We start from the raw sequence: 25,677 nt of genomic DNA on the forward strand, positions 1-25,677 counted from the left end.
TACCGCCTTCATGGAAAGCATTGCTCCTTATCAATCCAAGTACAAGATCCGCTTTGTTACGGCCGCCTCGTTGTTTGACGGGCACGACGCTACCATCAACATTATGCGCCGTATTTTGCAATCTACCGGCGCCGAGGTGATACACCTGGGGCACAACCGCAGTGTGGATGAAATTGTAAATTGTGCGATACAGGAGGATGTACAGGGCATTGCCCTCACCAGCTACCAGGGCGGCCACGTAGAGTATTTTAAATACATGCACGATCTGCTGGCCGAACGCGGCGCAGGCCATATCAAGATCTTTGGCGGCGGCGGCGGGGTTTTTCTGCCCCACGAGATCGCCGAGCTGCAGGCTTATGGCATCAGCAAGATCTATTCGCCCGATGACGGCCGCACCATGGGCCTGCAGGGGATGATCAACGATATGATGAGGCAATGTGATTTTTCGTTAACGGAGCCGGAATTAGGTGCGGGTGCGGATAAGGTTAAACAGATAGCACGTCATATTTCCGCTGCCGAAGCCGGCAGTTACACCGCACTCACCGCTCCTAAACCCCCACTCCATATCCCTGTACTTGGTATCACCGGCACGGGCGGGTCGGGCAAGTCGAGTTTGGTGGATGAGTTTGTACGGCGTTTTTTGATGGAGACGGATAAAACGCTGGCCATTATATCGGTAGACCCCAGCAAGCGTAAAACGGGCGGCGCCCTGCTGGGCGACCGCATCCGGATGAATGCGATCAATAACCCTCGGGTGTATATGCGCTCGTTAGCCACGCGGCAGGCCAACCTGGCCCTCAGTAAGCACGTGCAGGAGGCTATTGATATTTGCAAGGCAGCAGGGTATGATATGGTGATAGTGGAAACGAGCGGCATAGGCCAGTCGGACACGATGATCACCGACTACTGCGACCTTTCCCTTTACGTAATGACCCCCGAGTTTGGCGCGGCTACCCAGCTGGAAAAAATAGACATGCTTGATTTTGCCGACCTGGTGGCCCTGAACAAGTTTGATAAACGCGGCGCTTTAGATGCCATACGCGATGTGCGCAAGCAATATAAGCGCAACCATATGCTTTTTGATGCTAAGGATGACGACCTGCCTGTTTACGGCACCATGGCCTCGCAGTTTAACGACCCTGGTATGAACACCCTGTTTACCGCCCTGATGAAAACCGTGAAGGAGAAGACAGGGGTGGATCTTTTGGAGGGAAAAGGTGAAAGGTTAAAGGTTAAAGAGGGGGAATCGGAGAAGATCTATATCATCCCGCCGGATAGGGTAAGGTATTTGGCCGAGATAGCCGAGAGCAGCGCCGCCTACACCGACTGGGTGAACGGGCAGTGTAAGATAGCACAGCAAATGTACCAGGTAAGTGGGGCGATGGAAACCGTAGAGGCACAATACTTTGCGCCTCCCGCCATGCAGGCTGCCGATGCACAGGAGTTTAAGACGCGAAGTATCGCGTCTCTACAACAGATTTATCAAAACCTCGAAAACCACCTGCACCCCGATTGCAAGCGCCTGTTAAAGGAATGGCCGGAAACGGTTGCCAAATACAAGGCGGATAATTTTATTTATAAGGTGAGGGATAAAGAGATCAAACAGCCTTTGTACTATACTTCGCTTTCGCAGTTGCAAATACCTAAAATAGCGCTGCCTAAGTACGAGGCCTGGGGCGATATACTGCGCTGGCTGCTTACCGAGAATGTACCGGGCGAGTTTCCGTATGCCGCAGGGGTGTTCCCGCTAAAGCGCGACGGGGAAGACCCAACCCGCATGTTTGCCGGAGAGGGCGGCCCCGAACGGACGAACAAAAGGTTCCATTATGTATCGCTTGGTCAGCCTGCGCATAGGTTGTCTACCGCGTTTGACTCTGTTACCCTTTACGGCGAAGACCCGCACGAACGGCCGGATATTTACGGAAAAATTGGTAACTCGGGCGTAAGCATCGCCACGCTGGATGATGCCAAAAAGCTTTACTCGGGGTTTGACCTTTGCCACGCCTCCACCTCCGTAAGCATGACCATCAATGGCCCTGCCCCCATGCTACTCGGTTTCTTCATGAATGCCGCCATAGACCAGCAATGCGAAAAATACATCACCGAACATGGGCTACAGCATTTGGTGGAGGCTGCGTATAGGAGGGTTTATGATGATAGGGGGCTTACCCGCCCACAATATCAGGGAGGTTCATTACCGAATGGCAATAGTGGTTTGGGTTTAATGTTATTAGGCCTAACCGGCGACCAGGTTTTACCGGCGGATGTTTACGGGCAGATCCGGGCGTATGCTATAGCCACCGTTCGCGGTACCGTTCAGGCGGATATTTTGAAGGAAGATCAGGCGCAGAATACCTGTATCTTCTCAACAGAGTTTGCCCTGCGGATGATGGGCGATATCCAGCAGTATTTTATCAGGGAGAAGGTGAGGAATTTTTATTCGGTGTCGATCTCGGGTTACCACATTGCCGAGGCCGGCGCTAATCCTATCACCCAGCTGGCCTTTACGCTGAGTAACGGCTTTACTTATGTAGAGTATTACCTGAGCCGGGGGATGCACATAGATGATTTTGCACCCAACCTGTCCTTCTTCTTCAGTAATGGTATCGATCCGGAGTATTCGGTGATAGGCCGTGTGGCCAGGCGCATCTGGGCCAAGGCCATCAAAAATAAGTATAAGGGGAATGATAGGTCGCAGAAGTTGAAGTACCATATCCAAACCAGCGGAAGGTCGCTGCATGCGCAGGAGATTGATTTTAACGATATTCGTACCACCCTGCAGGCATTGTACGCTATTTACGATAATTGCAACTCCCTACACACCAACGCTTACGACGAGGCCATCACCACCCCTACCGAAGAATCTGTACGCAGGGCGATGGCTATTCAGCTCATCATTAACCGGGAGCTGGGCCTGGCCAAAAACGAGAACCCCATACAGGGTGCCTTCATCATCGAAGAATTAACCGACCTGGTAGAGCAGGCCGTGCTAACCGAGTTTAAGGCCATCAATGATCGTGGCGGTGTACTGGGCGCTATGGAAACTATGTACCAGCGCAGCAAGATCCAGGAAGAATCGCTTTATTACGAAACCCTGAAACATACCGGCGAGTACCCTATCATCGGTGTAAATACCTTCCTGAACAAGAAGGGGTCGCCCACTATCGTACCATCAGAAGTAATCCGCGCTACCGAGGAGGAGAAGCAGTTTCAGATAGCGGCCCTGTACCTGTTCAAACAACGTAATGAGGATCATGCCCCCGCCCTGTTAAAAGCGTTGCAGGAGAAAGCCATAGCCGGCGATAATATCTTCGAAGCGCTGATGCAGGCCTGTAAGTATTGCAGCCTGGGCCAGATAAGCCATGCGCTTTACGAAGTAGGCGGGCAGTATCGGCGGAATATGTAGTCCCCACAACCCCCTGAAGGGGGAGTTTTTGAAAGCAAGGCGAAAGATTCAACCTTTACCCCTTCTGTTTCCCCTTTAGGAGGTTTGCCTTATTTGCGTTTAGCTGTAACATTGGCAGGAAGGGACGGGATCTGTCAGTGAATTGTGCATATGTGATTTGCAAGGCGGCGAATAGATGCTTCGCTATCGTTCAGCATAACAAAAAAGACAAAAGAGCCTGATGAACCGAACGTTAGCTCTCCTAATGCGGCCTTAACGCGTTGCGGATAGCACAGGCACTGCCTTAATACACCCTTTAACAGCGACGCGGTACAGCCGCGTGTTTTTTCTTTGGTTCGTTTCTTTTTTGCGACAAAAAAGAAATGAACATCCACTGACGATTAATAAAGCAAACCCATTCCTAACAAAGAACTATTCACACGCCCGTCCGCTTTTTGTCCAAACTGTCCCGCTCCCCTAAACGGACAGACGGAACCAACGTTTGCATCCCGCCCGGCTTTTACCTAATTTTATTCATCTATGAAAAAGCTGCTCCTAATAGTTACGCTCATCATTTTGGCAAATGCCGCATCTGCGCAGGATGCAGCCTCCATCTGCCAAAAAATAAACGAATTGAATAATCGCGTGCTACATGGCACTATTAAACGGGCGGATGCAGCCAAACAGTTTAAAACCCTATTATCATCATTAAGCGAAAAGCTTCCGCTCAATGATCAAGCCTCATGGACCTTCCCGCTGAAAGGTTATCAAGCAAATGCTATTGGCGGCACCCATGGCAACGGCTACAGTGCTAAGGGATATAACTACCTGGATGGTAATAAACACAGCGCCCACCCTGCGCACGATATTTTTATTAATGACAAAAACCAGGACGATCTGGATGATAACACAGGTAAACCTGTTGATGTACTGGCCATAGCCGATGGCATTGTAGTGGCCTGCACCAATAATTGGGAAACCACAAGCGCCTGGCGCGGTGGCAAGTTTATTTGGGTGTACCATAGGTCGTTGCATATTTTTAGCTACTACGCCCACAACCGGGCCATATTTGTACAACCGGGCGACGAGGTAAAGCAAGGCGATAAAATTGCCGAGGTTGGCCGTACAGGCTTAAACGCCTGTAAAAAACGTTCGCCAACACATTTACATTTTTCAGCTTTCCGGCTTGTAGACGGCTTGCCGGTACCCTTTAACCCTTATCAGCAGCTACTTAGTTCAACCAAACGATGAAAAACATTTTAGGTATAATATTACTAATTGTACTCGCAGCATTTATCCCGGCAGATAATGTGCATACCCGTTTTAAGCCACCTGCAGGCTACACACGCGTAGCTGTTGCGCCCGATAGCTTTGGGGCATACTTACAGGCATTATTGCTTAAACCGGCCGGTAGCCACACCAAAACCTATACCGGTAGCATTGCCCGTACCGACGCTTACACCGCCGCCGTGATAGACATGAGCATTGGCAGCCAGAACCTGCAGCAATGCGCCGACGCTGTAATGCGCCTGCGTGCCGAATACCTGTATCAGCAAAAAAACTACCCCGCCATTACCTTTAATTTTACCAGCGGTTTTAAGTGCGATTATGTGCATTATGCCAACGGCTACCGCTATGCCAACGAGCGCTGGGTGTTAAAGGAAAAAAAGGATTATAGCTACCCCAATTTTTTACGATACATGAACCTGGTATTTTCTTACGCGGGTACCCTATCCTTACAAAAAGAATTAAAACCTGTTACCAACCCTAACGATTTAAAAGCCGGTGATGTGTTCATCAAAGGAGGTTCGCCGGGCCATTGTTTTATGGTGATGGATGTGGCCGAAAATAGCGCCCATCAAAAACAGTTTTTGCTGGCGCAAAGCTTTATGCCGGCACAAAATATACAGGTGCTGCAAAATGGCTCGCCATGGTTTAGCCTGGCCGCAACCGCCCAAATACCCTACGGCGAATTGATAGATACCCGGTATTTAAAAAGGTTTTAATTAATGGCATAAGCTACCATAACCGGCGGGGCATGGGCTACCCGCATTGTGTAATAACCTGCCACCAGGCCCTATATACAGGCTGTTTGCGTATAAACATGGTGGTTGTATTTATAATCTATCAACCCGCTTTAATTGGGGCGTATTTAACCCTTTTGTACAGTTTAAGATACACAAAAATGTGTTTTAGATATAATAAAGCCCTATTACGGGAGTTTATTTATAACAGCACTATTTACCTGTTAAACCTTTCCTTATTTTATTTTTACACGATAAGTAATGTATTAAGGCACGGCTATTGCCTTATCATTACCGAAATAATTTAATTGTTATGAGACAGCTACTTTCAGATGCATTACACATATTCGTGATATTTATGATGGCTACGTTTGTTGTTGGGGCAATACTTGCACTAACCGGTACATTTGACCACTGGACAGAGCGCTATCGTTTGAAACAACGCCGCAGACGTTTGATAAAAGATAAATTCCCAAATAAAAACAAGGGTAATATATCAAGTAACACTACGCCTTACTACTCGGCCATACCCGATAAAAAAACAACAAGCTTATACAAAATAAGCTTGTATAACAGATACGCTTAACACATTGTAACGCCCCGCACATGCGGGGCGTTTTGCATTATTACCCAATTGCTACTTATCTATTGTGTTACTATTTATATATTTAAAAAAATAAATCCCATGAAAAAGATATACTTTATAGCGATCATGATCGCATTTGGTTTTTATGCCAATGCGCAGCAAAAATCAACCGATACCACTACCCGGGTAGCGCCCAAACTATATAACCCGGCTGCTGATGCCGGAGCAGAAATTGCCGCTGCAGTAAAAACTGCGGCTGCGCAGCACAAAAACGTATTGCTGCAAATAGGCGGTAACTGGTGCAGCTGGTGCCTGCTTTTTAACGGCCTGGTTACAAAGGATGCCGAGCTGAATAAATACATGAATGATAATTATGTGGTGCTGCATGTAAACTACAGTAAAGAGAACATGAACCAAAAGGTATTGGCAAGCTTGGGCTATCCGCAGCGTTTTGGGTTCCCGGTGTTTGTAATACTGGATGGTAAGGGCAACCGCCTGCATACCCAAAACTCCAGCTACCTGGAAGAAGGCAAAGGCCACAGTAAAGCTAAAGTAATGGAGTTTTTTGAAAACTGGTCGCCAAAGGCCATTGATCCAAAAACTTACCAGGAAAAGGAAAAAGCTAAATAAGTTTTAAGATTGCTTCATACCTCGCAACGACGGGACATTAATAAAAAAAGAGGGTTACGCTTACGCATAACCCTCTTTTTCTATATAACCAAGCGACAGGAAACTAATCTCCAATCACTAATCTCTAATCTCTATTACTCAATAACGCTTACTTTAAGCATATTGGTTTTACCCTTTTTAACAATTGGCACAGCCGCGGTATTAATTACCACGTCGCCTGCGTTAAGCAATTGCTCTTCTTTTAAGATGGCGTTTACATCTGCAATGGTTTCGTCGGTACTGTCAGATTTATCGTAGTAGAAAGCCCTTACACCCCATACCAGGCTTAATGCATTCAGCAATTGCTTGTTTGATGTAAAGATGTAGGTACCGGCTTCGGGGCGGTAGCTCGATATTTCAAAAGCAGTGTAACCGCTAACTGTCATGCTCACGATACCTTTGGCTTTGGTATGTTCGGCTAAGTAAACTGCCGAACCGCACAATGCATCACTTAAGTAATTAGCAGATGCGGTATCTTTATTTTCGGCCTTAGTGGCATTAAACGGATACCCAAGGTCCTCTACGTTCCGTACGATCTTCGCCATCGTTTCGATAACAATAACCGGAAACTCACCTACCGATGTTTCACCGCTTAACATCACCGCATCGGCACCATCCAGTACAGAGTTGGCTACGTCATTCACCTCGGCACGTGTTGGGCGGGGGGTGGTGATCATCGATTCCAGCATTTGCGTGGCCACAATAACCGGTTTTGAAGCGTCGCGGCATTTACGTGCGATCATTTTTTGCAATAAAGGCACTTCTTCCAGCGGGCACTCTACCCCAAGGTCGCCACGGGCGATCATCACCGCATCCGTAGCGGCAATAATATCGTCTATATTTTCAATAGCCTCGGGTTTTTCAACCTTGGCAATAACGCGCGATTGCTTGCCACTCTCGCGGATGATACGTTTCAGGTCGATAATATCCTGCCCGGTGCGTACAAATGAAAGGCCTACCCAGTCAACTTCCCACTCCAGGGCGTATTTAAGGTTTTCAAGGTCTTCCGGGGTTAAGCTCGGGATAGATACTTTGGTATTGGGCAGGTTAACCCCTTTACGCGAGGTTAAGATACCGCCATGCACTACTTCGCAAATAACGGTATCCTTACGGTTGGTTTCGATAACTTTCAGTTGCAGCTTACCGTCATCCAGTAAAATGATCTCGTTAGCCTGTACATCCTGCGGGAAGGTTTCGTAAGTGATATAAATCTGGCTGTCATCGCCAATGCATTCGTGGGTGGTAATGTTGATGCGGGTACCGTTTACCAGGTGTATGCCGCCATCTTTTACCAATCCTATGCGGATCTTGGGGCCCTGTAAATCGGCCAGGATCCCTACGTTTGTTTTATATTCTGAGTTGATCTCACGGATCAGGTCAACAAATCTTTTGTGATCCTCTGGTTTACCGTGCGAAAAATTTAATCGGCACACATTTAATCCGGCTCTGATCATCGACAGCAACACTTCTTTTTTTGCTGAGGCAGGGCCCATTGTAGCAACAATCTTAGTACGATTATAGTAAAATTTCATATTTTCAGGTTAAATTCAGGCTATATTACGTTATTGTGTATAATTTACACATCTAAATTTCCGCTAAAATAACAGATTTTCGCGTGATTTTATTTTTTTCGGATCAATCTTTACGGCAGCAACAATTTCGGGGATCTTATTCAGGCTATAAATCAGGCTGTCAAGGTCCTCGTCATCTATATAATTTTTAATCATTATAAAATAATCCGCCTCGCGCATTTCGGGTACCAAATAGCCGTCATTCCCCTTATTACCAATAAAATAAAAATCCGTTTCGGTACTCTCCCAACTGTAATGATATAAAGAAAACAACAGCGGCGAACCCTTTACGCTGGTATCCAGTTTCAGATCATCTACCCTGGTAAAATTAAAATTTAAACATTTGTTTATATGGTAGCAGATCCGGTAATCTTTTAAAGATGTGGTAACGGCTATCAGTATAAAATCCAGATCGATCTCAAACTTTAAAATTTTCTTGTTCAAAACCATATAATGTTTAAGGTGGTAAAAATACAAAACGCAGGCACTTAGCCTATATTTTTTATTGATACTATTTAAAAAATAAAAAGCAAGCCTGTAAATAGCAGTTTATGCAAGGGCGGCTAACAAATCCACAAGCGTGCTTTTATAGCGCGGGCCTGTGGTGTTAAATGGTTTTTAAAATCCTCAGCCTGCCGGGTTACCCCTTTATAAGTACTGTTATTTGTATTTTTAACTTTGCGCTTTGCTATCAACAAGCACAACAAATGCCTGTTTACTAAATAGTTACAACAAAGCCTTTTAACTTTATTATAATAAAATCAAAATAGATATTAAACTTTAATACTTCTGTTCAAAATCATTACTTTTACGCCGGTTAAAAACCAAATCAAACCTTTTGCAATAAATAATTGTTCACACAATATTGTCAAAGTTTTTAGATTTGATATTTAACATAATTTATTTTTCTTTGCACTGAATTATTAATCATTAAACTATAAAGACTATGTCTGATATCGCTTCAAGAGTAAAAGCTATTATCGTGGAAAAACTGGGTGTTGACGAAAGTGAAGTTACACCAGAAGCAAGCTTCACCAACGATCTTGGTGCTGACTCTTTAGACACCGTGGAATTAATCATGGAGTTTGAAAAAGAATTTAACGTTGCAATTCCTGACGATCAGGCAGAAACTATTGGCACTGTTGGCCAGGCTGTTGCTTACTTAGAGAAAAACGTTAAAGCTTAATTTAAAGCTCCCTAAAACTGTTAAATGGAGTTTAAACGAGTTGTAGTAACCGGGCTTGGAGCGCTTACTCCGATTGGTAACACTGTGCCGGAATATTGGGACAGCCTGATCAACGGAGTAAGCGGCGCTGCCTTTATTAAGAGTTTTGATGTTGAAAAATTCAAAACTAAATTTGCCTGTGAGGTAAAGAATTTTGACGCGGAAGGTTTTTTAGGCCGTAAAGAGGCCCGCAAGCTTGATCCGTTTGTGCAATATGCTTTATTTTCTACAGAGGAAGCTGTTAAAGATGCCGGATTGGATTTTGAGAAACTGGATACCAGCCGCATCGGCGTTATCTGGGGATCGGGCATTGGTGGTTTAAAAACATTTTTAGATGAGGTTGTGAACTTTGCCAAAGGCGATGGTACACCCAAGTTTAACCCATTTTTTATCCCTAAAATGATAGCCGATATTGCACCCGGCCATATCTCTATCAAATACGGCTTGCGCGGGCCAAACTTTACTACGGTATCTGCCTGCGCATCATCAAACAATTCGCTTATTGATGCTTTTAACTACCTGCGCCTTGGTAAAGCAAATATGTTTATCACCGGCGGGTCTGAAGCTATTATAAACGAAGCCGGTATTGGTGGTTTTAACGCCATGCATGCCTTAAGTACCCGTAATGACGACCCTGCAACCGCATCGCGCCCGTTTGATCTGGACCGCGACGGCTTTGTTGCCGGCGAAGGTGCAGGAACCATAATTTTAGAAGAATTGGAGCACGCCCTTAAACGCGGTGCTAAAATTTATGCTGAAATGGTGGGCGGCGGCATGAGCGCTGATGCTTACCACATGACAGCCCCTCACCCGGAAGGTTTAGGTGCATCACTGGTGATGAAAGCAGCGTTGGAGGATGCAGGTTTGGTGCCTGCTGATATCGATTACGTCAACGTACACGGTACCTCAACCCCAATTGGCGACCCGCAGGAAGTAAAAGCTATTACCGATGCCTTTGGCGATCATATTTACAATATCAACATCAGTTCAACAAAATCAATGACAGGCCATTTACTGGGCGCTGCCGGTGCTGTTGAAGCAATAGCCTCTATCCTGGCGCTGAAACATGATATTATACCGCCAACCATCAACCATTTTACTGATGACCCGGCTTTTGATCCTAAAATTAACTTTACCTTTAATAAGGCGCAAAAACGTGTGGTTAACATAGCACAAAGCAATGGCTTTGGTTTTGGCGGGCACAATGCTTCTGTTATTTTTAAAAAGTACCAGCAATAATTTCGTTGGATGCCAATTAGCCGCTTTTATAAGCTATACCTTTCGCCAAATAGAAAACACGTTAAGGTTTTAAAAAATTTGCTCGGTTTTGTGCCGGGCAATTTGTCGTTATACCGGTTGGCATTCCGCCATAAATCTGTTGCGCAAAATATCAAAAAGGGCGTAAAGAACAGCAACGAACGCCTGGAGTTTTTGGGCGATGCCGTTTTAGGCAGTGTAGTGGCCGAAGTGCTTTTTAAGTTATACCCATATGAGGATGAGGGCTTTTTAACCGAATTGCGCTCGAAAATAGTAAGCCGCAACAACCTTAACGCGCTTGGCCGCAAATTAGGCTTTGATAAGCTGATAGAGTTTGATACCAAAGTATTAAATACGGGCAGGCAGGGCTCCCTGCTGGGCGATGCCTTTGAAGCCTTAATAGGCGCTGTTTATCTTGACAAAGGGTATGATTTTACCCGTAACTTTTTGGTAAATCACATCATCAAATCGCACATTGATATCCACACGCTGGAGCAAACCGAAACCAATTTTAAAAGTAAATTGATTGAATGGTGCCAACGCCACGGTAAAGACATCAGCTTTGATGTGATAGAGAACCAGGAAGGCGAAAGCAACAAACTGTTTACCGTACAAGCCAGTGTTGATGGCGAAATTATGGGAGCAGGCAAAGAATTCAGTAAAAAGAACGCCGAAAAATTAGCTGCAGAAAAGGCCTGTACTTCATTAGGAATATAGGAAGAGATTAAAAGTTTGGTGAATAGAGATTAGTTAAAAACATGGGAGGTTTTACAGATCTTGAAGTTTGGAAAAAAGCACGATTGTTGAGAAACAATATTACGGAGCTTGTCAAATCCTTTCCATCTGATGAAAAATACCGGTTAACTGATCAAATTATACGTTCTTCAAGATCTATTGGTAATAACATTGCAGAAGGCCATGGCCGTTTTCATTACCTTGATGCATCAAAATTTCTACTCAACGCCAGAGGGTCTGCCTCCGAAACTATAGACCATCTTATTATAGCCTTAGATAATAATTTCATAGATAACCAAACGTTCGATGCACTAAAAGCAGATTGTGAAGAGTGTTCAAAAATGATTAACGGCTATATCAATTACCTAAGAAGCAAAGCGTAAATCCAACTAATCTCTAACCTTCACCTCTTATCTCTAATTTTTAATACAACTTCTGCAAATTATCCCTGTCGCCGTTTTTCTTAAAATATTCGTACTGGGCTTTTATTTTTTGGATCAAATCGTAATCTGCCCATATTTTCAGGTCCTCGTATGATGGGCGGTAATACTGCATAAATTTTGTTACCGCTGTACTATCATTATCCGTTAAGCCGGTAACGCGCATTACCAGCGGCCGGTTATAACGCCGGTCAACCTCGGTAGCCTCCAGTTCGCCTTTGCTATAGGCAGCAAACCGTTTGGCCCTCCCGGGGGTTTTGCCAAACAATTCATACAAACCTGTAATCGGCGATGTAAGCATAGAAAGTACCGGCGGGTTACCATTATAAAAAGTACCCTGCTTGCGGTAATCGCTCATCACTTCTTTAAGTTCCTGCTTGCGGGTTTGGCCTACAATACGCACTTCATCCAGTTGCATTTCGGGTTGCATGTAAACAATCATGCCGTACTTAGTAGCTTCCTGCATCTGGGGGGTAAAGCCTTTCTTGGTAAAAACCAGCGTATCGCCCACAGTGGCGTTAATACTAAAGTCGCCCAGGTTATCTGCAATGGCAACACCCTTGGTGCGCTTGTTTGTAATAAAAACCTCTGCCAGTTTTTCTGACGAGATGCGCCTGTAGATGGCTCCCTTAATTACAATTTGCTGTGCAGAAACAAATAAACTAAAACAAGCAATATTTATAAAACAAGCAATTAAAAACTTCAAGGGCATCCTATATTAACGTAACAAATTTATAAAATGTATGCGGTATAAACTGTGAAAAAATGTTAAAGTTGGTGGTTAGCGGTTTGTGAAAAAGATATCAGATCTCGGTAAAATGATCTTGCCTTAATCTGATAGCCAAATCTCCCATCTCTAATCTAAAAAATATTTATCTTTGCACATGATAAAATCCATGACAGGGTATGGAATTGCCAGCTTCGATTCGGGCAAAACAAAATATACCGTTGAGATAAAATCCCTGAACAGTAAATTCCTTGAACTTTCCCTGCGACTGCCCAAAATATTTTCTGAAAAAGAATTTCAGCTGCGTAATGAATGCAGCAAGCAGATAGACCGCGGCAAGGTAAACCTGTCTATCAATGTAGAACAGGCCAATTCAAATGTAAAAGCTGCAGGTATTGACCGCGAACTGCTTAAACATTATTACAACCAGTTAAAAAGTGTAAGCGATGAGCTAAATGAACCGGGCGGCAATCTGCTGCAACTGGCATTGGGCCTGCCCGAGGTTGTTAAGTACGAAGAAGATACCGTATCTGATGACGAGTGGAAACTGGTTGAGAAAACCTTTCAGCAGGCGATGGCAGCCTTTCAGCAGTTCAGGAGCGATGAAGGGAATGTTTTAGAGGGCGATATCAAAATGCGTATAGGCATCATTCTTAAAAACCTGGAGCTTGTAGAAGTAGAAGAACCTAAGCGTGTGCCCGTGATCCGCGAGCGGCTAAACCAGTTTTTAAGCGAAGCAGTTGGTGCCGAGAGCATGGACAAAAACCGTTTTGAACAGGAGCTGATCTATTTTATTGATAAGCTGGATATTACAGAAGAAAAGATCCGCCTGAAAAGCCATTGCGATTATTTTTTAGAGACGCTTAAAAATGCCGATGCCAATGGCAAAAAGCTTGGCTTCATCTCGCAGGAGATTGGCCGCGAGATAAATACCCTGGGCTCTAAAGCGAATGACGCCAACATGCAAAAACTGGTGGTAGGCATGAAAGAAGAGCTTGAAAAAATTAAAGAACAATTATTAAACGTATTATAGTTTATTGGTTCACTGGTTCATTAGTTTATTGGTTGGCATTGAGGCAAACCGGTAAAGCTTTTCACCAATGAACTAATGAGCAAATGAACTAATGAACAATGAGCCAAAACGGTAAACTCATCATATTTTCGGCCCCATCCGGCGCAGGTAAAACAACTATTGTGCAACATCTGCTTGGTAAAATGGCCCAACTGGAGTTTTCTATTTCGGCTACAACAAGGCCGCCACGCGGCGAAGAAGTTGATGGTAAAGATTATTATTTTATCAGCCTGCCCGAGTTTACCCACCGTATTGCCAAAAAACAATTTGTAGAGTTTGAAGAGGTTTATACCGGTACATTCTACGGCACCCTGCGTACCGAGATTGAGCGGATCTGGGCAAAAGGCAAAACCGTAATTTTTGATATTGATGTAGAAGGCGGCATGCACCTTAAACGCAAGTACGGCGAACAGGCCCTGGCTATATTTGTACAGCCACCATCATTAGAGGTTTTAATAGAAAGATTAACAGGCCGCGGTACCGATAGCGCCGAAAAACTGCAGGAACGCTTTGCAAAGGCAGAAAAAGAACTTAATTATGCGCCGCAATTTGATGTTATCCTAAAAAATTACGACCTTGAAACGGCTTGTAATGAGGCTGAAGAATTGGTGACCAGCTTTATTAGCCCCCCGACCCCCTAAAGGGGGTGGTTATGAAACCTTAAGCAGGGGGACCCTTTTAATTCACTTTTTTAAAACATTCCCCTTCAGGGGGTTAGGGGTAACAAGAATGAAAGTAGGCTTACTATTCGGTTCGTTTAATCCCATACACATTGGGCATTTAATTATTGCCAACTACATGGCTAACCACACTACTTTAGATAAGGTATGGCTGGTAGTATCGCCCCAAAACCCGCTAAAAAAGTACGGCGACCTGATCAATACCTACGACAGGCTGGAGATGGCCAAACTGGCCACCGATAACTCCACCAATATCGAAGTAAGCGGCGTGGAGTTAAAAATGCCGCAGCCATCCTACACCATAGATACGCTTACCCATTTAAAAGAAAAACACCCCGACCACGAATTTGCCCTCATTATGGGATCTGACAACCTGGTTACCCTGCACAAGTGGAAAAACTACCGGCTGATACTACGCGACTACCGGATATTTGTGTACCCCCGCCCCGGCTACGAAAACGCCGAACTGGCATCTAACCCATCTGTTACCATCACCATGACGCCGCAGATGGAACTATCGGCAACCTTTATCCGCAAATCCATCGCCGAAAAAAAGAACATACAATATTTTGTGCCCGATGCTGTTTTAAAGTTTATAGAAAGCAAGGGGTTATACAGGGTTTAACTATTGCATAAATTTACTTATTTTTAGATATGAGAACGTTAAGCATAGAAAAGGTTAAAATTCAGGAAATGCTAAATAATTCCCCTGATAATATTGAAATTGAAGACTTTATTGATCAGATAATTATTACGGCTAAGGTTGAAAAAGCTTTGGATCAATTAGCTAATGGCGATTTTCTAACCTCAGAGCAATTAGATGAAGAAATAAATAAATGGCAATAAAAGTTGTTTATTTAAACACAGCAATAGAAGACTTAGCTGCTGTTTTTAAATTCATTAGTTATGATTCTGTAAAATACGCTCGTTTAGAGGTGCAAAAAATAAAGGCCTACTGCGAAACAATAAAACATCAGCCACTAAAAGGTAAAGAATTTAAAACAGTTAAGGATAAAGCTATCCGAAGTACTGTATTTAAGAATTATATAATCTTTTATTACGCTACCAAAAACCAAATCAACATCTTAACTATCCATCATCATTCGCGCAACTTAAGCAATAACCCCGCGGTTAAATCAGGCGAATAATCCTTTACCTTTCGCCTTTTACCACCAACACCCTATCTTTGCCTTTGTGAGCGAGAAAACCATCCTTAAACTTCAGTTACCTACCGACCCGCTTTGGGTGAAAAACGTGGTAGAAAGTAATATAGAAGAGCTGTTAACAGACCATGCCTATTGTGAGCAAAAAGCGGCTACCAATGCCATTACGCTGATCATACAAAACCCAAATCTGAGCGATGTGGTGCAGGAAATGATAGCCCTGGCGCAAGAAGAGATGGAACACTTTAAACGCGTACACGAAATACTTTTACAGCGCGGCTTTACCCTGGGTAAAGAACGGAAGGATAATTACGTAAACGAACTGCGTAAATTTATTATTATAGGCGGCGGCCGCGAAGCACAGCTGATAGACCGGCTGCTGTTTTCGGCCATGATAGAAGCCAGGAGCTGCGAACGCTTTAAGGTACTGTCAGAAAATATTAATGATGAGGCCCTGGCGGCATTTTACCACGAGTTGATGGTGAGCGAGGCTACCCACTACGCTATGTTTTTAAGGCTGGCCAAAAAACATGCCGTAGAGATTGATGTAGACGCCCGCTGGAAAGCCTTTTTAGCTTACGAGGCACAGGTGATTCAAAACTACGGCAAAGGCGAAACTATACACGGGTAGTTAATCTATACAATATACCTGCTTACCGATACTTTAGGTATATTACGGCTTAATAGCAGTTGCTTTGGGGATGTTTCGCTTAAAAACCTTTTCGGTAATTATACACGTAGCCGGCTGGCTGCTGTTTATGGCGTTCCCGCTTTTATTTGTGAGCGGGCGCGATAGCAGCATACCTGTATCAACGTTATTAATCTCGCCTTACTACTGGCTTTTCTGCGCTACCTATATTGCCCTTTTCTATCTTAATACCGTTGTATTTTTACCCAGATATTTTTTGCGCAATAAGCACATCGTTTATGCCATCATCTGCCTGTGCCTATACGGCTGCATTCACTTTTTGCAGCCTGCAGATAAGTTTTTACGCCACACCGCATTTAAAAATTTTAATCCGGCTAAACAGTTTAACCATTTACCGCACCGGTTTGGCCCGCCACCGGGCAATTTGCCGTTGGGGCCGCCACCGCAATTTGGCAGGCCGGGCCGGGGGCCGGGCTTTCACCATTTCGACTTTTTTAGTTTCTTCCTTTTTTTGATGGTGATGACGCTTAGTACCGCTATAAAAACATTACAGCAGTGGCGCCTTACCGAGCAGCGCGCTATCAGCGCCGAAGCTGAAAAGGCCAGTGCCGAACTATCATTTTTAAAGGCGCAGATCAACCCGCACTTTTTATTTAATACACTTAATAACATTTATACGCTGGCCGTTACCAACAATGCCAATACGGCCGAAAGCATTATGAAACTCTCGAACATTATGCGGTATGTTACCGATGAGGTTACGCTTGATTACGTGAGCCTGCAAAGCGAAGTGGATTGTATTGAAGATTATATTGCACTGCAACAGTTACGCCTTGGGGACAAAACTACTGTGAATTTTATTATCGACGGGGTTATCGCGCAGCAAAAGATAGCCCCTTTATTGCTGATGACCTTTGTAGAAAATGTGTTTAAATACGGCATAAGTAAACAGTACCAAAGTACTCTCGATATTAGCCTGATGATAACTACAGATACCGTAACGTTTTTGTGCAGCAACCCCGTGTTTGAGCGGAAGGAAAACCTGGAGCGCACCGGTATAGGCATTGCTAATACCAGGCAACGTTTACAGCACCTGTATCCGGGCAGGCATATCTTAAACATTACCAATAATAACAACCTGTTTACGGTGCTGTTAACTTTACATACTTAGTATTATGGTATTAAAATGTGTTGCCATTGATGACGAGCCGCTGGCGCTGGAACTGATCAAAAATTACGTATCGAGGTTCCCGGCCCTGCAATTGCTGCAAACGTTTGAGGATGCCGTATCCGGCGCAGAGTACCTGCGTTATAACGCCGCAGACCTGCTTTTTGTAGATATTAATATGCCCGATATTACGGGGATAGACCTGGTACGGGCACTAACCAGTAAGCCCATGGTAATATTTACCACCGCTTATAAAAATTTCGCCTTAGAGGGTTTTGAGCTGGAAGCAATAGATTACCTGTTAAAACCCATAGATTTAAAGCGTTTTGGCAAGGCGATAGAAAAGGCAACCGATTATTACCGTTATAAAACAGCCACCACTGCCGAGGGCAAGGACGAGAGCCTGTATGTGTATTCGGAATACCGGATGGTTAAGATCAACCTGAAGGATATTGAATATATAGAAAGCATGGAAGATTACATCAAGATCCACCTGCAATTCGATAAAACAATACTTACGCTGATGCCCCTTAAAAAAGTGCTGGAAAAACTTCCCGAGGATAAGTTTCAGCGTATTCACCGCAGTTATATTGTGCCGGTAGGCAAGATCATATCCATCCAGAACCGAAAGGTAAAACTCCCGGCTGTTGAACTGCCCATTAGCGACAGTTATGCTGATTTTGCCCGCAGATGGATGAAATTAAGATGAAAAAGATCTGATAGTCGACACATCACATCCCTTTACCGACACTCGCTTTACCCCCGTATTCCTTCCGGCTATATTTACATATTAATAAACAGCCCCTTATAATTTGTATCTATGGAACGGAAAGAATTTCTTACGACATTTGCATTAGCCGCACTTGCCGGCCCGATCCTTTTAGAAGCCTGTAAAAAAGATTCGGCTAAAACCACCGCTAACGCATCGGGCACTACATCAGCGGCAGATACTATCGCCAACAGCAGCGCCTGCCGCGTAACCCCTACCGAAGTGGAAGGCCCCTACCCATACCCCGGCGGCGAACTTAAAAACCCGCTTAACCGCACAGATATTACCGACGGGCAAACCGGTGTACCGCTAACCCTTAACCTGTTGGTAGTAAATACAAATGATAACTGTAATGTGGTTACCAACGCGCGTGCAGATATCTGGCATTGCAATAAAGATGGCTACTACTCCGGCTATGCCAACCAAAACGGGCAATCGGGCAACCAAAGTTACATCGGGCAAACCTGGCTGCGCGGTTACCAGGCAACAGATACTAATGGCGCGGTAGCATTTACTACCATTTACCCCGGCTGGTATGGCGGCAGGGCTACGCACATCCATTTCGAGATATTTGTTAACGGCGTGCTTAAAAAAGCCTGCCAGTTAACTTTTTCTGAAACCATATCTGATGCTGTGCATACCAGCAGCACCTACAACTTAGGTGTAAATACCACCCGCAACGCATCCGACGGCATCTTTGGCAATTCGGCTACCGATCTGGCTAACGAAACACTTTCGCTGGCAGGCAGTATTGCGGCAGGCTATACCGGCACTTATACATTTGGCATCGCATTATAAATTTTATCTATATGGCACAGGCAACTATCAAGCTCACCTATAAACAAGTTATAGATGCAGCATCCACAACAGATTTTGGAAAGAACGTACGGTTAGCTTCTTACCAGGAGTTTCTGCTTAAATCGCAGGCTTATAACCCGGGGGGCAAACTAAACACTTTCAGCGAAATGAAAAATTACGATGGCCGTGCCAATTCGTTGCATTACAAACTCAGTTTTGCCATTGGCTATTATATCGAAATGCTGAAGAACAGGATCCCGGTGATAACAGATACCCTGGGTAATAACATAAGTTTTGAGGTACCTAAATTTGAATTGATAGAATCTGATGTGAACAACATAGCCACGCATACCGTAGCGATTAATTACATAACCGGCAGCTTAACCCTGCTTAATACCATAGGCGACTATATGATATTAACCACCGGCGACGGGGAGGAAACATTTACAGTTAAACTGCAGGATGGTTTAGCCATTAGCAGCTACCAGGAGCAACCTAAACTTGAGTTGGCCGGGCAAAGTGTTTTAGCTTATTAATAAAAAAAGCATACCGATACATTCTGTTGTAGCTTATGATGACAACCCTGACTTAAACTTTAAAAATCAATTCATGGAAACATCAGCAACAAAAAAATCCATCCTGATACTGGATAAGGATAGCAGGATCTTAACGGCGGTGGATGACATTATGCATAAGGGTAATTACGATGTGCATATCCTGTTCGATCCCAATTCGGTTTTTGACAAGGCCAAAACACTTAAGCCCGATCTGGTGATACTGGATTACCTGCTTCTGAATAATGAGTGTGCAGAAATATGCCGGGATTTTAAAAATGATAGCGAAATGAGTGCTGTACCGCTGATAGTGGTTACCGCCTATAAATCAAAAAAGGCATGCGATGAAGCCTGCCAGTGCGATGCACTGTTTGTAAAACCGTTAGATATCCCCTTGTTTGCATCGCATATCAACTATCTCATAGCTTCCTGATCATTGGCAGATAACAACATTGAATACTCAAACTAAATCAATAACAAACACAATGAAAATGAAAACCACCTACTACAGTTTAATGCTATTGGGGCTAATAAGCTTTCTGGCATCATGCACAAAAGATGCAGACAAAGCAGCATCAACCACGGCTAATACTACAGCTGCCACTACAGCCGGTACAATACTGGCAACGGCGGTTGCATCAACTGGCTCTGTTGCTATTGCAGCAGTATCCACAACAGGCACTACCGATAGCTTGTACCTGGTTGGCTGCCTGGGCAAACAAAGCACAATAGATACCGCTGCCTTTAGCGCTTTACCGGCTGCTATAGGTACCTATTTAGCTGCAAATTATTCGGGCTACACCTTTGTAAGGGCTTATAATATAAAAAATACCCTAAGCGCCGTTACCAACTATGTAGTAGCTATTACCTATAACGGTAATTACGTAGGCTTAAATTTTAATGCCGATGGTACTTTTGTAAATGTATTAGAGCAACGCATAGGCGATGACCTGCGGCAAAACAGAAGCTATAAACAAGGCGGCCTTTTTAATTATAGGAATGGCCTGAACAAGGATACCATCTCTTTATCGGCCATACCAACTGCGGTTAGCACCTTTTTCACTGCCACTTATCCTACAGATACCCTGCTGCATGCTTTTGTAACGCTTGATACCACCTATGTGCTCATCAGTAAAAATAATGGCCTGTTCGGCACCTCTGTTACCGCTGCCGGCAGCTTGGTTAGCCGTTTACAAATAGCTGCCTACCGTGGCAAAACTGCAGCTGTTACTGCTGCTGCCTTACCTGCCTCTGCTACCGCTTATTTAACCACAACCTATCCGGGATACGTATTTGGCAAAGCCTTCTCTACAAGTAACACGGCTGGTACACTACAACGGTATTATGTTTTTATAACGGTAAACAGCACCAGGTATGTTGTAGCTTTTAGCGCTACGGGGATATTTGTAGCTGCAAAAACAATCAGGTAAAAGCCCTGATAAATAGTTTCCCCTAACATCTATATAGTTTCTTCTGTAACCCTGGTTCTGGTAAAACGGAGCCGGGGTTTTTATCAAATGCATTATACCTGCATTTAACCTGCAAAGCCTACCACATTTTTTAGGTAGTTATTCATCATTTCTATATCCACCACATCATTCATATAACCGATATGCAGATCCGGCCGGATGATGAGCGCCCTGCGCATCCCGGGTTTTACCTCAAAGGCATCAAACACATGCCAGTTGGTATTTGATGGCGGCAAATGAAAAAAATTGAGCCCGCCTCGGTAGTCCTGCGTTATCCATTTGGCCAGGGTAAACAGGTAAGCTTCTTTTATTTCGCCCAGGGTGATAAGCGTAAAGCCGGGTTTGCTGCACCAGGTATGTATATCGGTTTTGGCCTTTTTCTTTTCGTCGAAGATCTCCAGGTACGGCAGGCGGTCGCCTGCTTTTATTTTTGTATCCCGGCTAAGTTGCAGGTTTATTTTGCTATCGCGATAGCTGATACCCGTTTGCGACACTCTGCGGAAAAAATATTCGCGCAGTTGATGGTTCTTCCACAATAATTTTAGCACATTGGGTATTACATAACGCTTTAACAAACCGCTAAACCAACCACGCGAGGTGATGATGTTAAAAATCCGGTCGGTAGTGTTAAGCAGCTCTTTTGCTACCGGCATCCTTTCGTCAGCGTAGCTGCTCAGGATGCTTTGCTTTATTTGCCCCTTTACTACTGCAGCCAGTTTCCAGGCCAGGTTGTAAGCATCCTGCAGGCCGGTATTCATGCCCTGCCCGCCAACCGGCGAATGGATATGCGCAGCATCGCCAATTAAAAAACAGCGGCCATCGCTAAACCTGCCGGCCATACGGTGGTGCAGCTTGTATAGGGTAAACCAACGCGTTTCTGCTATCTCCACATCTGCTGTGGTTATCCCTTTAAGCGCAGGTAAAATATCATTAATGTTCAGGTCGGCTTTGTTTGCCAACTTATCGGGCAGGCTACCTACTATCCTGTAGGAATGCTCTTCGGGCATCGGGAAAAACCCTGCAAAACCACTTTTAGCTAAAAACAGGCTAACAATATCGCCAGGCGTTTTATTGGTTATTTCAACATCGGCCAGGTAAAACTGATGCTGATACGTATCGCCGGTAAAAGGTATATCCAACTGCTTGCGCACAGCGCTGTGCGCACCATCTGCACCAATAACGTAGTTGCACAAAAGGGTGTGGTTGGTATTGCCGCTTTGCAGTATCACTTCGGCATTATCTTTATTTTGTTTGAGGCTGATGAGCGTAGTTTCCCAGTAAACGGGGCAGCAGGCAGTTGTTAAGTAATCCAGCAGTGCGCGTTCGTTCTTGCTTTGCTGGTAAAGATGGATAAACGGATAAAGGGTATCGGTTTTACCAACATCTTTTAAAGATATTGTTGCGGCTTGTTCGCCTTCGGTATAAAGGGCAAGTCCGCCGGCTTGTTTGCCACCTTCCAGCACCTTGTCTACCAAACCCATTTGCCGGTAAATTTCCAGCGAACGGGCCTGCACTGCCAGGGCTTTCGACTGATTGGTTGGCCCCTTTTTCAGATCGATAATAACAGGCTGCACACCATACCTTAACAGCTGTGCGGCCATCATCAGGCCGGAAGGCCCGGCGCCTACAATCAGCACACCGGTATGTTGCGGCAGGGCTATCATTACATGTTTACGCGTGGAAAAGTAAAAATATGGCCGGGCGTTTACGCAGATCAGGCACTTGTTTTTGCCATTCGGCAATGGTAAGCGTTTTAATAAATTCAGTTGGGGCGGTAATATCGCAGGCAATGCAAAGGCGGGTTGTTGGCTTGCAGCTTTTTAGCACTTCCTGCAGCATACTATCGTTACGGAAAGGAGTTTCTATAAACAGCTGTGTTTGCTTGTTCTTTTCGGCCAGGGCTTCCAGTTCTTTAATGCGTTTACTGCGCTCTAATTTATCAATAGGCAGGTAACCGTTAAATGTAAAGCTTTGCCCGTTAAAGCCTGATACCATCAGCGCCAGCAGTATAGAACTTGGGCCAACCAGCGGTACAACCTTTATACCTTTACGGTGCGCCTCGGCAACAATATCAGCGCCAGGGTCGGCAATGCCGGGGCAGCCGGCTTCGCTCATCAGGCCAACATCGTTACCGGCTGTTAATCCCGTAAAAAACTCTTTCAGGCCGGCATCGCGGTTGTGTTTGCCATAGTCGTGTATCAGCAGTTCGCTTTGCGGCGTTTTTAAACCGGCCAGCTTCAAAAAGCGACGGGCAGTTTTTTCATTCTCTACAATATACTCTTTTACGCTGTTAATGGTATCAACCAGGTAAGGCGTAAAAGATTGGGCCGCAGCCTCATCTGCAAGGGGTACAGGTATTAAAAAGAGGGTTCCGTTGGGCATTTTGTCTTTATTGTATAATATAAAAAGTGCAGCAACTGTTTTGCTGTATGTTAAAAGAGGCGCGAAGTATCGCGCCTCTACGGTTATTTGATTATTTCAATTTAATCAATGCTTCGCGGATGCGCGGGATCATCTGCTGGATATCTGCCAGGGTACTTGCCCCTACCGATGCCCGGAACCAGGTAACTTCTTCGCCGGTGCCAAAGGCCGAGAACGGCACAAAAGCCACACCCGCTTCTTTGATCAGGTAAAAATTCACATCGGCGCTGTTGCTCAATATTTTACCGTCCGGCGTGGTTTTTCCCGTATAATCAATTTTAATGGTTAAGTAGATGGCACCCATCGGCTCGATAGAATCCACGCTAAAACCATCCGCCTTTAACGCCTGGAAACCTTGGTGCAGGGTACTTAAGCTGGCCTGTATATTACCCTTCAAATGATCAAGATAGGTATTTACATCCGTTTCGTTCTCCAGGTATTTGGCCATGGCTACTTGCTCTGCCTTTGGCGACCATGCCCCCATGTGGCCAACAATGGCTTTCATGTTGTTAACAATAAATGCCGGGCCAAAGCCCCAGCCCACACGCACACCTGTTGCCGCAAAACATTTAGATCCACCGTCGATAAACACGGTGTAATCCTTCAGTTCAGGGCGTAGGGTAACCGGGTCGTAATGCTGGTATTCGCCAAAGGTTAGTTGCGAATAGATCTGATCGTATAGTAAATACAACGGTTTTTCATCTGCGCTGCGGCTTTTGTTTTCGGCAATCACCAGGTCGCAAATTTCTTCCAGATCCTTTTTACCGAACATGGTACCTGTTGGGTTAAGCGGCGAGCATAATGCCAGCATAGTTGCGCCCTTTAAATGCGGGGCGATCTCATCTGCCGTAGGCATAAAATTATTCTCGGGGCGGGTTTCTACCAAAATGGCTTCGGCACCTGTCAGGTCGCAATAATGGTTATTGTTCCATGATGGTGTCGGGAAAACTACCTTATCTCCCGGATCAACCAGGGCCAGGTAGGTAGAGTAGATCAGCGGGCGCGATCCGCCGGATATTAAGATTTGATTAGCAGCATACTCCAGGCCCATCCTGTTTTTCAGGAATGCCGATACGCTTTCGCGCAGGTTAAGCATACCATCAGCAGGCGGGTAATTGGTTTGGTTATGGTTATAGGCATCAATAATACCATCCTTCAATTCTGTTGGGATAGGATAAACATTAGAATCAAAATCGCCAATGGTTAGGTTGGCAATATTTTGTCCCTGCTTTTTTAACTCGTTTATTTCGCCGGCTATTTTGATGATCTCCGAGCCGCTTAAATTTTCTGCTAATACCGATATTTTCATTTGTAAACTTTTACGAGGGGTAAAGATAGTAAAGCCCCCTCTAAATTGCGAAGCATTCATGAACGCCCGCAAAATATAATAATGTGAATAATCTCCCCCGAAAGGGGAGACTTTTTAACTAACTAAGTTTAACTTCCTCTCCTTCAGAAAGGGCTGGAGAGAGGACCAAAACAAAAAAGCGAAAAGAATATCAATCGATACTGCTTTTCGCTTTCTGCTTTAAGTTTTCTGCTTTTTACAAATATGCTTTTCTCAGCCTGATGATACGGGCCCAGTGCATTAGTTTCATGATGGGATAAACAGGGTCAATTTCGAACCATTTGGCGCCAAAATTGGCGTTATTAGGCCGTTTATGGTGGTTATTCTGGAACAATTCGCCCAGCATTAAAAAGTCAAACGGTGTTGTATTTTTTGATTTGTCGTTATTATCAAAATTTGAGTAGCCGTATTTGTGGCCGCACCAGTTTACAATAGCACCATGCAAAGGGCCCATAATAAAATGGATAGGTATCAGCAGGTACATCCACCATTGTGTAGCAAATACTACATAAAAGGCTATATAAAACAGGCCAAAAAATACACGTGATGCGATGGAAGAGCCCACATAATCTAAAAACTTCCACTCCGGATAATTGCCTTTAAACTGCTCTTCCGGCTCTTTTAATCTTTTCTCATGTTTACGATAGCTTATAGCCGTATAATACATCATCTGGAACACATCTTTAAAAAAATGCGGAGAGTGAGGATCTTTTTCGGTATCGCTGTAAGCATGATGTTCGCGGTGCATAATGGCATAGGCGCGCGGGTTTAAGTATGATGATCCTTGAAAAACGTAGGTCATTACGTAAAAGGTTCGCTCAAAAAACTTGTTTGTAGTAAACATTTTATGAGAAGCGTATCTGTGCAGGAAAAACGTTTGGAAGAACAGCGACAGAAACCAGTGGGCTAAAAAGAAAATTAGTATGATCACAAAAATAGATTTATGAGGTAATGTTATTTATAATGA

General features: G+C 44.5%; 28 protein-coding genes. 21 read left to right on the top strand and 7 right to left on the bottom strand.

Annotated elements, in window-relative coordinates; all coding sequences use genetic code 11:
* The first annotated feature begins 10 nt into the window (after positions 1–10).
* From E2R65_RS14775 to E2R65_RS14795, 5 genes are all read left to right on the top strand, one after another.
* Entirely contained in the window at positions 11–3,406 is a 3,396-nt protein-coding gene (locus E2R65_RS14775) for a methylmalonyl-CoA mutase family protein (RefSeq protein WP_134337250.1), read from the top strand.
* Positions 3,407–3,925: 519 nt separating this feature from the next.
* Positions 3,926–4,636, top strand: a complete 711-nt coding sequence (locus tag E2R65_RS14780) for a M23 family metallopeptidase (protein WP_134337251.1) — start codon at positions 3,926–3,928, stop codon at positions 4,634–4,636.
* Complete coding sequence (locus E2R65_RS14785; protein WP_134337252.1) at positions 4,633–5,391, top strand: DUF4846 domain-containing protein; 759 nt, start codon at positions 4,633–4,635, stop codon at positions 5,389–5,391. The genes E2R65_RS14780 and E2R65_RS14785 overlap by 4 nt, the downstream gene beginning before the upstream one ends.
* Before the next feature lie 331 nt (positions 5,392–5,722).
* On the top strand, positions 5,723–5,995 hold the full coding sequence (locus E2R65_RS14790) for a hypothetical protein (RefSeq protein ID WP_134337253.1): 273 nt from the start codon (positions 5,723–5,725) through the stop codon (positions 5,993–5,995).
* Positions 5,996–6,094: 99 nt separating this feature from the next.
* On the top strand, positions 6,095–6,625 hold the full coding sequence (locus E2R65_RS14795; RefSeq protein WP_134337254.1) for a thioredoxin family protein: 531 nt from the start codon (positions 6,095–6,097) through the stop codon (positions 6,623–6,625).
* A gap of 134 nt (positions 6,626–6,759) precedes the next feature.
* On the opposite strand, the gene pyk is transcribed toward E2R65_RS14795, so the two are convergent.
* Both pyk and E2R65_RS14805 read right to left on the bottom strand, forming a co-directional pair.
* Positions 6,760–8,196, bottom strand: coding sequence for a pyruvate kinase (pyk, locus tag E2R65_RS14800; protein ID WP_134337255.1), 1,437 nt, complete (start codon positions 8,194–8,196; stop codon positions 6,760–6,762).
* 63 nt (positions 8,197–8,259) lie between these two features.
* On the bottom strand, positions 8,260–8,679 hold the full coding sequence (locus E2R65_RS14805; RefSeq protein WP_134337256.1) for an IPExxxVDY family protein: 420 nt from the start codon (positions 8,677–8,679) through the stop codon (positions 8,260–8,262).
* A gap of 502 nt (positions 8,680–9,181) precedes the next feature.
* Here E2R65_RS14805 and E2R65_RS14810 point away from each other — a divergent pair.
* From E2R65_RS14810 to E2R65_RS14825, 4 genes are read left to right on the top strand one after another with little or no spacing between them, the layout of a single operon-like run.
* Entirely contained in the window at positions 9,182–9,421 is a 240-nt protein-coding gene (locus tag E2R65_RS14810; RefSeq protein ID WP_067058906.1) for an acyl carrier protein, read from the top strand.
* 24 nt (positions 9,422–9,445) lie between these two features.
* Positions 9,446–10,699 carry a beta-ketoacyl-ACP synthase II gene (fabF, locus tag E2R65_RS14815; protein ID WP_134337257.1) on the top strand — a complete coding sequence of 418 codons (1,254 nt, stop codon included), beginning with the start codon at positions 9,446–9,448 and terminating at the stop codon, positions 10,697–10,699.
* Between the two features lie 9 nt (positions 10,700–10,708).
* Positions 10,709–11,434, top strand: coding sequence for a ribonuclease III (gene rnc / locus E2R65_RS14820; RefSeq protein WP_134337258.1), 726 nt, complete (start codon positions 10,709–10,711; stop codon positions 11,432–11,434).
* A gap of 41 nt (positions 11,435–11,475) precedes the next feature.
* Positions 11,476–11,835, top strand: coding sequence for a four helix bundle protein (locus E2R65_RS14825; RefSeq protein WP_134337259.1), 360 nt, complete (start codon positions 11,476–11,478; stop codon positions 11,833–11,835).
* Between the two features lie 40 nt (positions 11,836–11,875).
* Here the strand turns inward: E2R65_RS14825 and E2R65_RS14830 are convergent, their stop codons facing one another.
* Entirely contained in the window at positions 11,876–12,598 is a 723-nt protein-coding gene (locus E2R65_RS14830) for a hypothetical protein (protein ID WP_134337260.1), read from the bottom strand.
* Positions 12,599–12,776: 178 nt separating this feature from the next.
* Here E2R65_RS14830 and E2R65_RS14835 point away from each other — a divergent pair, with 178 nt between their 5' ends.
* The 12 genes from E2R65_RS14835 to E2R65_RS14890 all read left to right on the top strand — a co-directional run bounded on the left by E2R65_RS14835 (position 12,777) and on the right by E2R65_RS14890 (position 20,902).
* The gene (locus tag E2R65_RS14835; protein WP_229704668.1) at positions 12,777–13,652 is read left to right on the top strand and encodes a YicC/YloC family endoribonuclease; all 876 of its coding nucleotides are present in this window, start codon (positions 12,777–12,779) and stop codon (positions 13,650–13,652) included.
* Positions 13,653–13,750: 98 nt separating this feature from the next.
* The gene (gene gmk / locus E2R65_RS14840) at positions 13,751–14,332 is read left to right on the top strand and encodes a guanylate kinase (protein WP_134337261.1); all 582 of its coding nucleotides are present in this window, start codon (positions 13,751–13,753) and stop codon (positions 14,330–14,332) included.
* An 88-nt stretch (positions 14,333–14,420) separates the two neighbouring features.
* Positions 14,421–14,996, top strand: coding sequence for a nicotinate (nicotinamide) nucleotide adenylyltransferase (gene nadD, locus E2R65_RS14845; protein ID WP_134337262.1), 576 nt, complete (start codon positions 14,421–14,423; stop codon positions 14,994–14,996).
* Positions 14,997–15,025: 29 nt separating this feature from the next.
* Positions 15,026–15,217, top strand: a complete 192-nt coding sequence (locus E2R65_RS14850; protein WP_134337263.1) for a hypothetical protein — start codon at positions 15,026–15,028, stop codon at positions 15,215–15,217.
* Positions 15,208–15,519: a type II toxin-antitoxin system RelE/ParE family toxin gene (locus E2R65_RS14855; RefSeq protein WP_134337264.1), complete on the top strand. Its 312-nt coding sequence runs from the start codon at positions 15,208–15,210 to the stop codon at positions 15,517–15,519. Before E2R65_RS14850 ends, E2R65_RS14855 begins: the two co-directional genes overlap by 10 nt.
* 46 nt (positions 15,520–15,565) lie before the next feature.
* Complete coding sequence (gene miaE, locus E2R65_RS14860; RefSeq protein WP_229704667.1) at positions 15,566–16,165, top strand: tRNA-(ms[2]io[6]A)-hydroxylase; 600 nt, start codon at positions 15,566–15,568, stop codon at positions 16,163–16,165.
* Positions 16,166–16,235: 70 nt separating this feature from the next.
* Positions 16,236–17,354, top strand: coding sequence for a sensor histidine kinase (locus E2R65_RS14865; protein ID WP_134337265.1), 1,119 nt, complete (start codon positions 16,236–16,238; stop codon positions 17,352–17,354).
* Between the two features lie 4 nt (positions 17,355–17,358).
* On the top strand, positions 17,359–18,060 hold the full coding sequence (locus E2R65_RS14870) for a LytR/AlgR family response regulator transcription factor (RefSeq protein ID WP_134337266.1): 702 nt from the start codon (positions 17,359–17,361) through the stop codon (positions 18,058–18,060).
* 111 nt (positions 18,061–18,171) lie between these two features.
* Complete coding sequence (locus E2R65_RS14875; RefSeq protein ID WP_134337267.1) at positions 18,172–18,918, top strand: dioxygenase family protein; 747 nt, start codon at positions 18,172–18,174, stop codon at positions 18,916–18,918.
* A gap of 11 nt (positions 18,919–18,929) precedes the next feature.
* Positions 18,930–19,454, top strand: a complete 525-nt coding sequence (locus tag E2R65_RS14880) for a hypothetical protein (RefSeq protein WP_134337268.1) — start codon at positions 18,930–18,932, stop codon at positions 19,452–19,454.
* A 73-nt stretch (positions 19,455–19,527) separates the two neighbouring features.
* The gene (locus E2R65_RS14885) at positions 19,528–19,905 is read left to right on the top strand and encodes a response regulator (protein ID WP_134337269.1); all 378 of its coding nucleotides are present in this window, start codon (positions 19,528–19,530) and stop codon (positions 19,903–19,905) included.
* A 52-nt stretch (positions 19,906–19,957) separates the two neighbouring features.
* On the top strand, positions 19,958–20,902 hold the full coding sequence (locus tag E2R65_RS14890; RefSeq protein ID WP_134337270.1) for a hypothetical protein: 945 nt from the start codon (positions 19,958–19,960) through the stop codon (positions 20,900–20,902).
* A 104-nt stretch (positions 20,903–21,006) separates the two neighbouring features.
* On the opposite strand, the gene E2R65_RS14895 is transcribed toward E2R65_RS14890, so the two are convergent.
* The 4 genes from E2R65_RS14895 to E2R65_RS14910 all read right to left on the bottom strand — a co-directional run bounded on the left by E2R65_RS14895 (position 21,007) and on the right by E2R65_RS14910 (position 25,641).
* Positions 21,007–22,605 (bottom strand): FAD-dependent monooxygenase, encoded by a 1,599-nt coding sequence (locus E2R65_RS14895; RefSeq protein WP_134337271.1) that lies wholly within the window; start codon positions 22,603–22,605, stop codon positions 21,007–21,009.
* 7 nt (positions 22,606–22,612) lie between these two features.
* Complete coding sequence (locus E2R65_RS14900) at positions 22,613–23,323, bottom strand: SAM-dependent methyltransferase (RefSeq protein ID WP_134337272.1); 711 nt, start codon at positions 23,321–23,323, stop codon at positions 22,613–22,615.
* 91 nt (positions 23,324–23,414) lie between these two features.
* On the bottom strand, positions 23,415–24,671 hold the full coding sequence (locus tag E2R65_RS14905; protein WP_134337273.1) for a pyridoxal phosphate-dependent aminotransferase: 1,257 nt from the start codon (positions 24,669–24,671) through the stop codon (positions 23,415–23,417).
* A gap of 235 nt (positions 24,672–24,906) precedes the next feature.
* Positions 24,907–25,641: an acyl-CoA desaturase gene (locus E2R65_RS14910; protein ID WP_134337274.1), complete on the bottom strand. Its 735-nt coding sequence runs from the start codon at positions 25,639–25,641 to the stop codon at positions 24,907–24,909.
* Between the last annotated feature and the right edge of the window lie 36 nt (positions 25,642–25,677).

Origin of the sequence: Mucilaginibacter phyllosphaerae, from assembly GCF_004378255.1 — a bacterium.
Classification (GTDB): Bacteria; Bacteroidota; Bacteroidia; order Sphingobacteriales; family Sphingobacteriaceae; genus Mucilaginibacter; species Mucilaginibacter phyllosphaerae.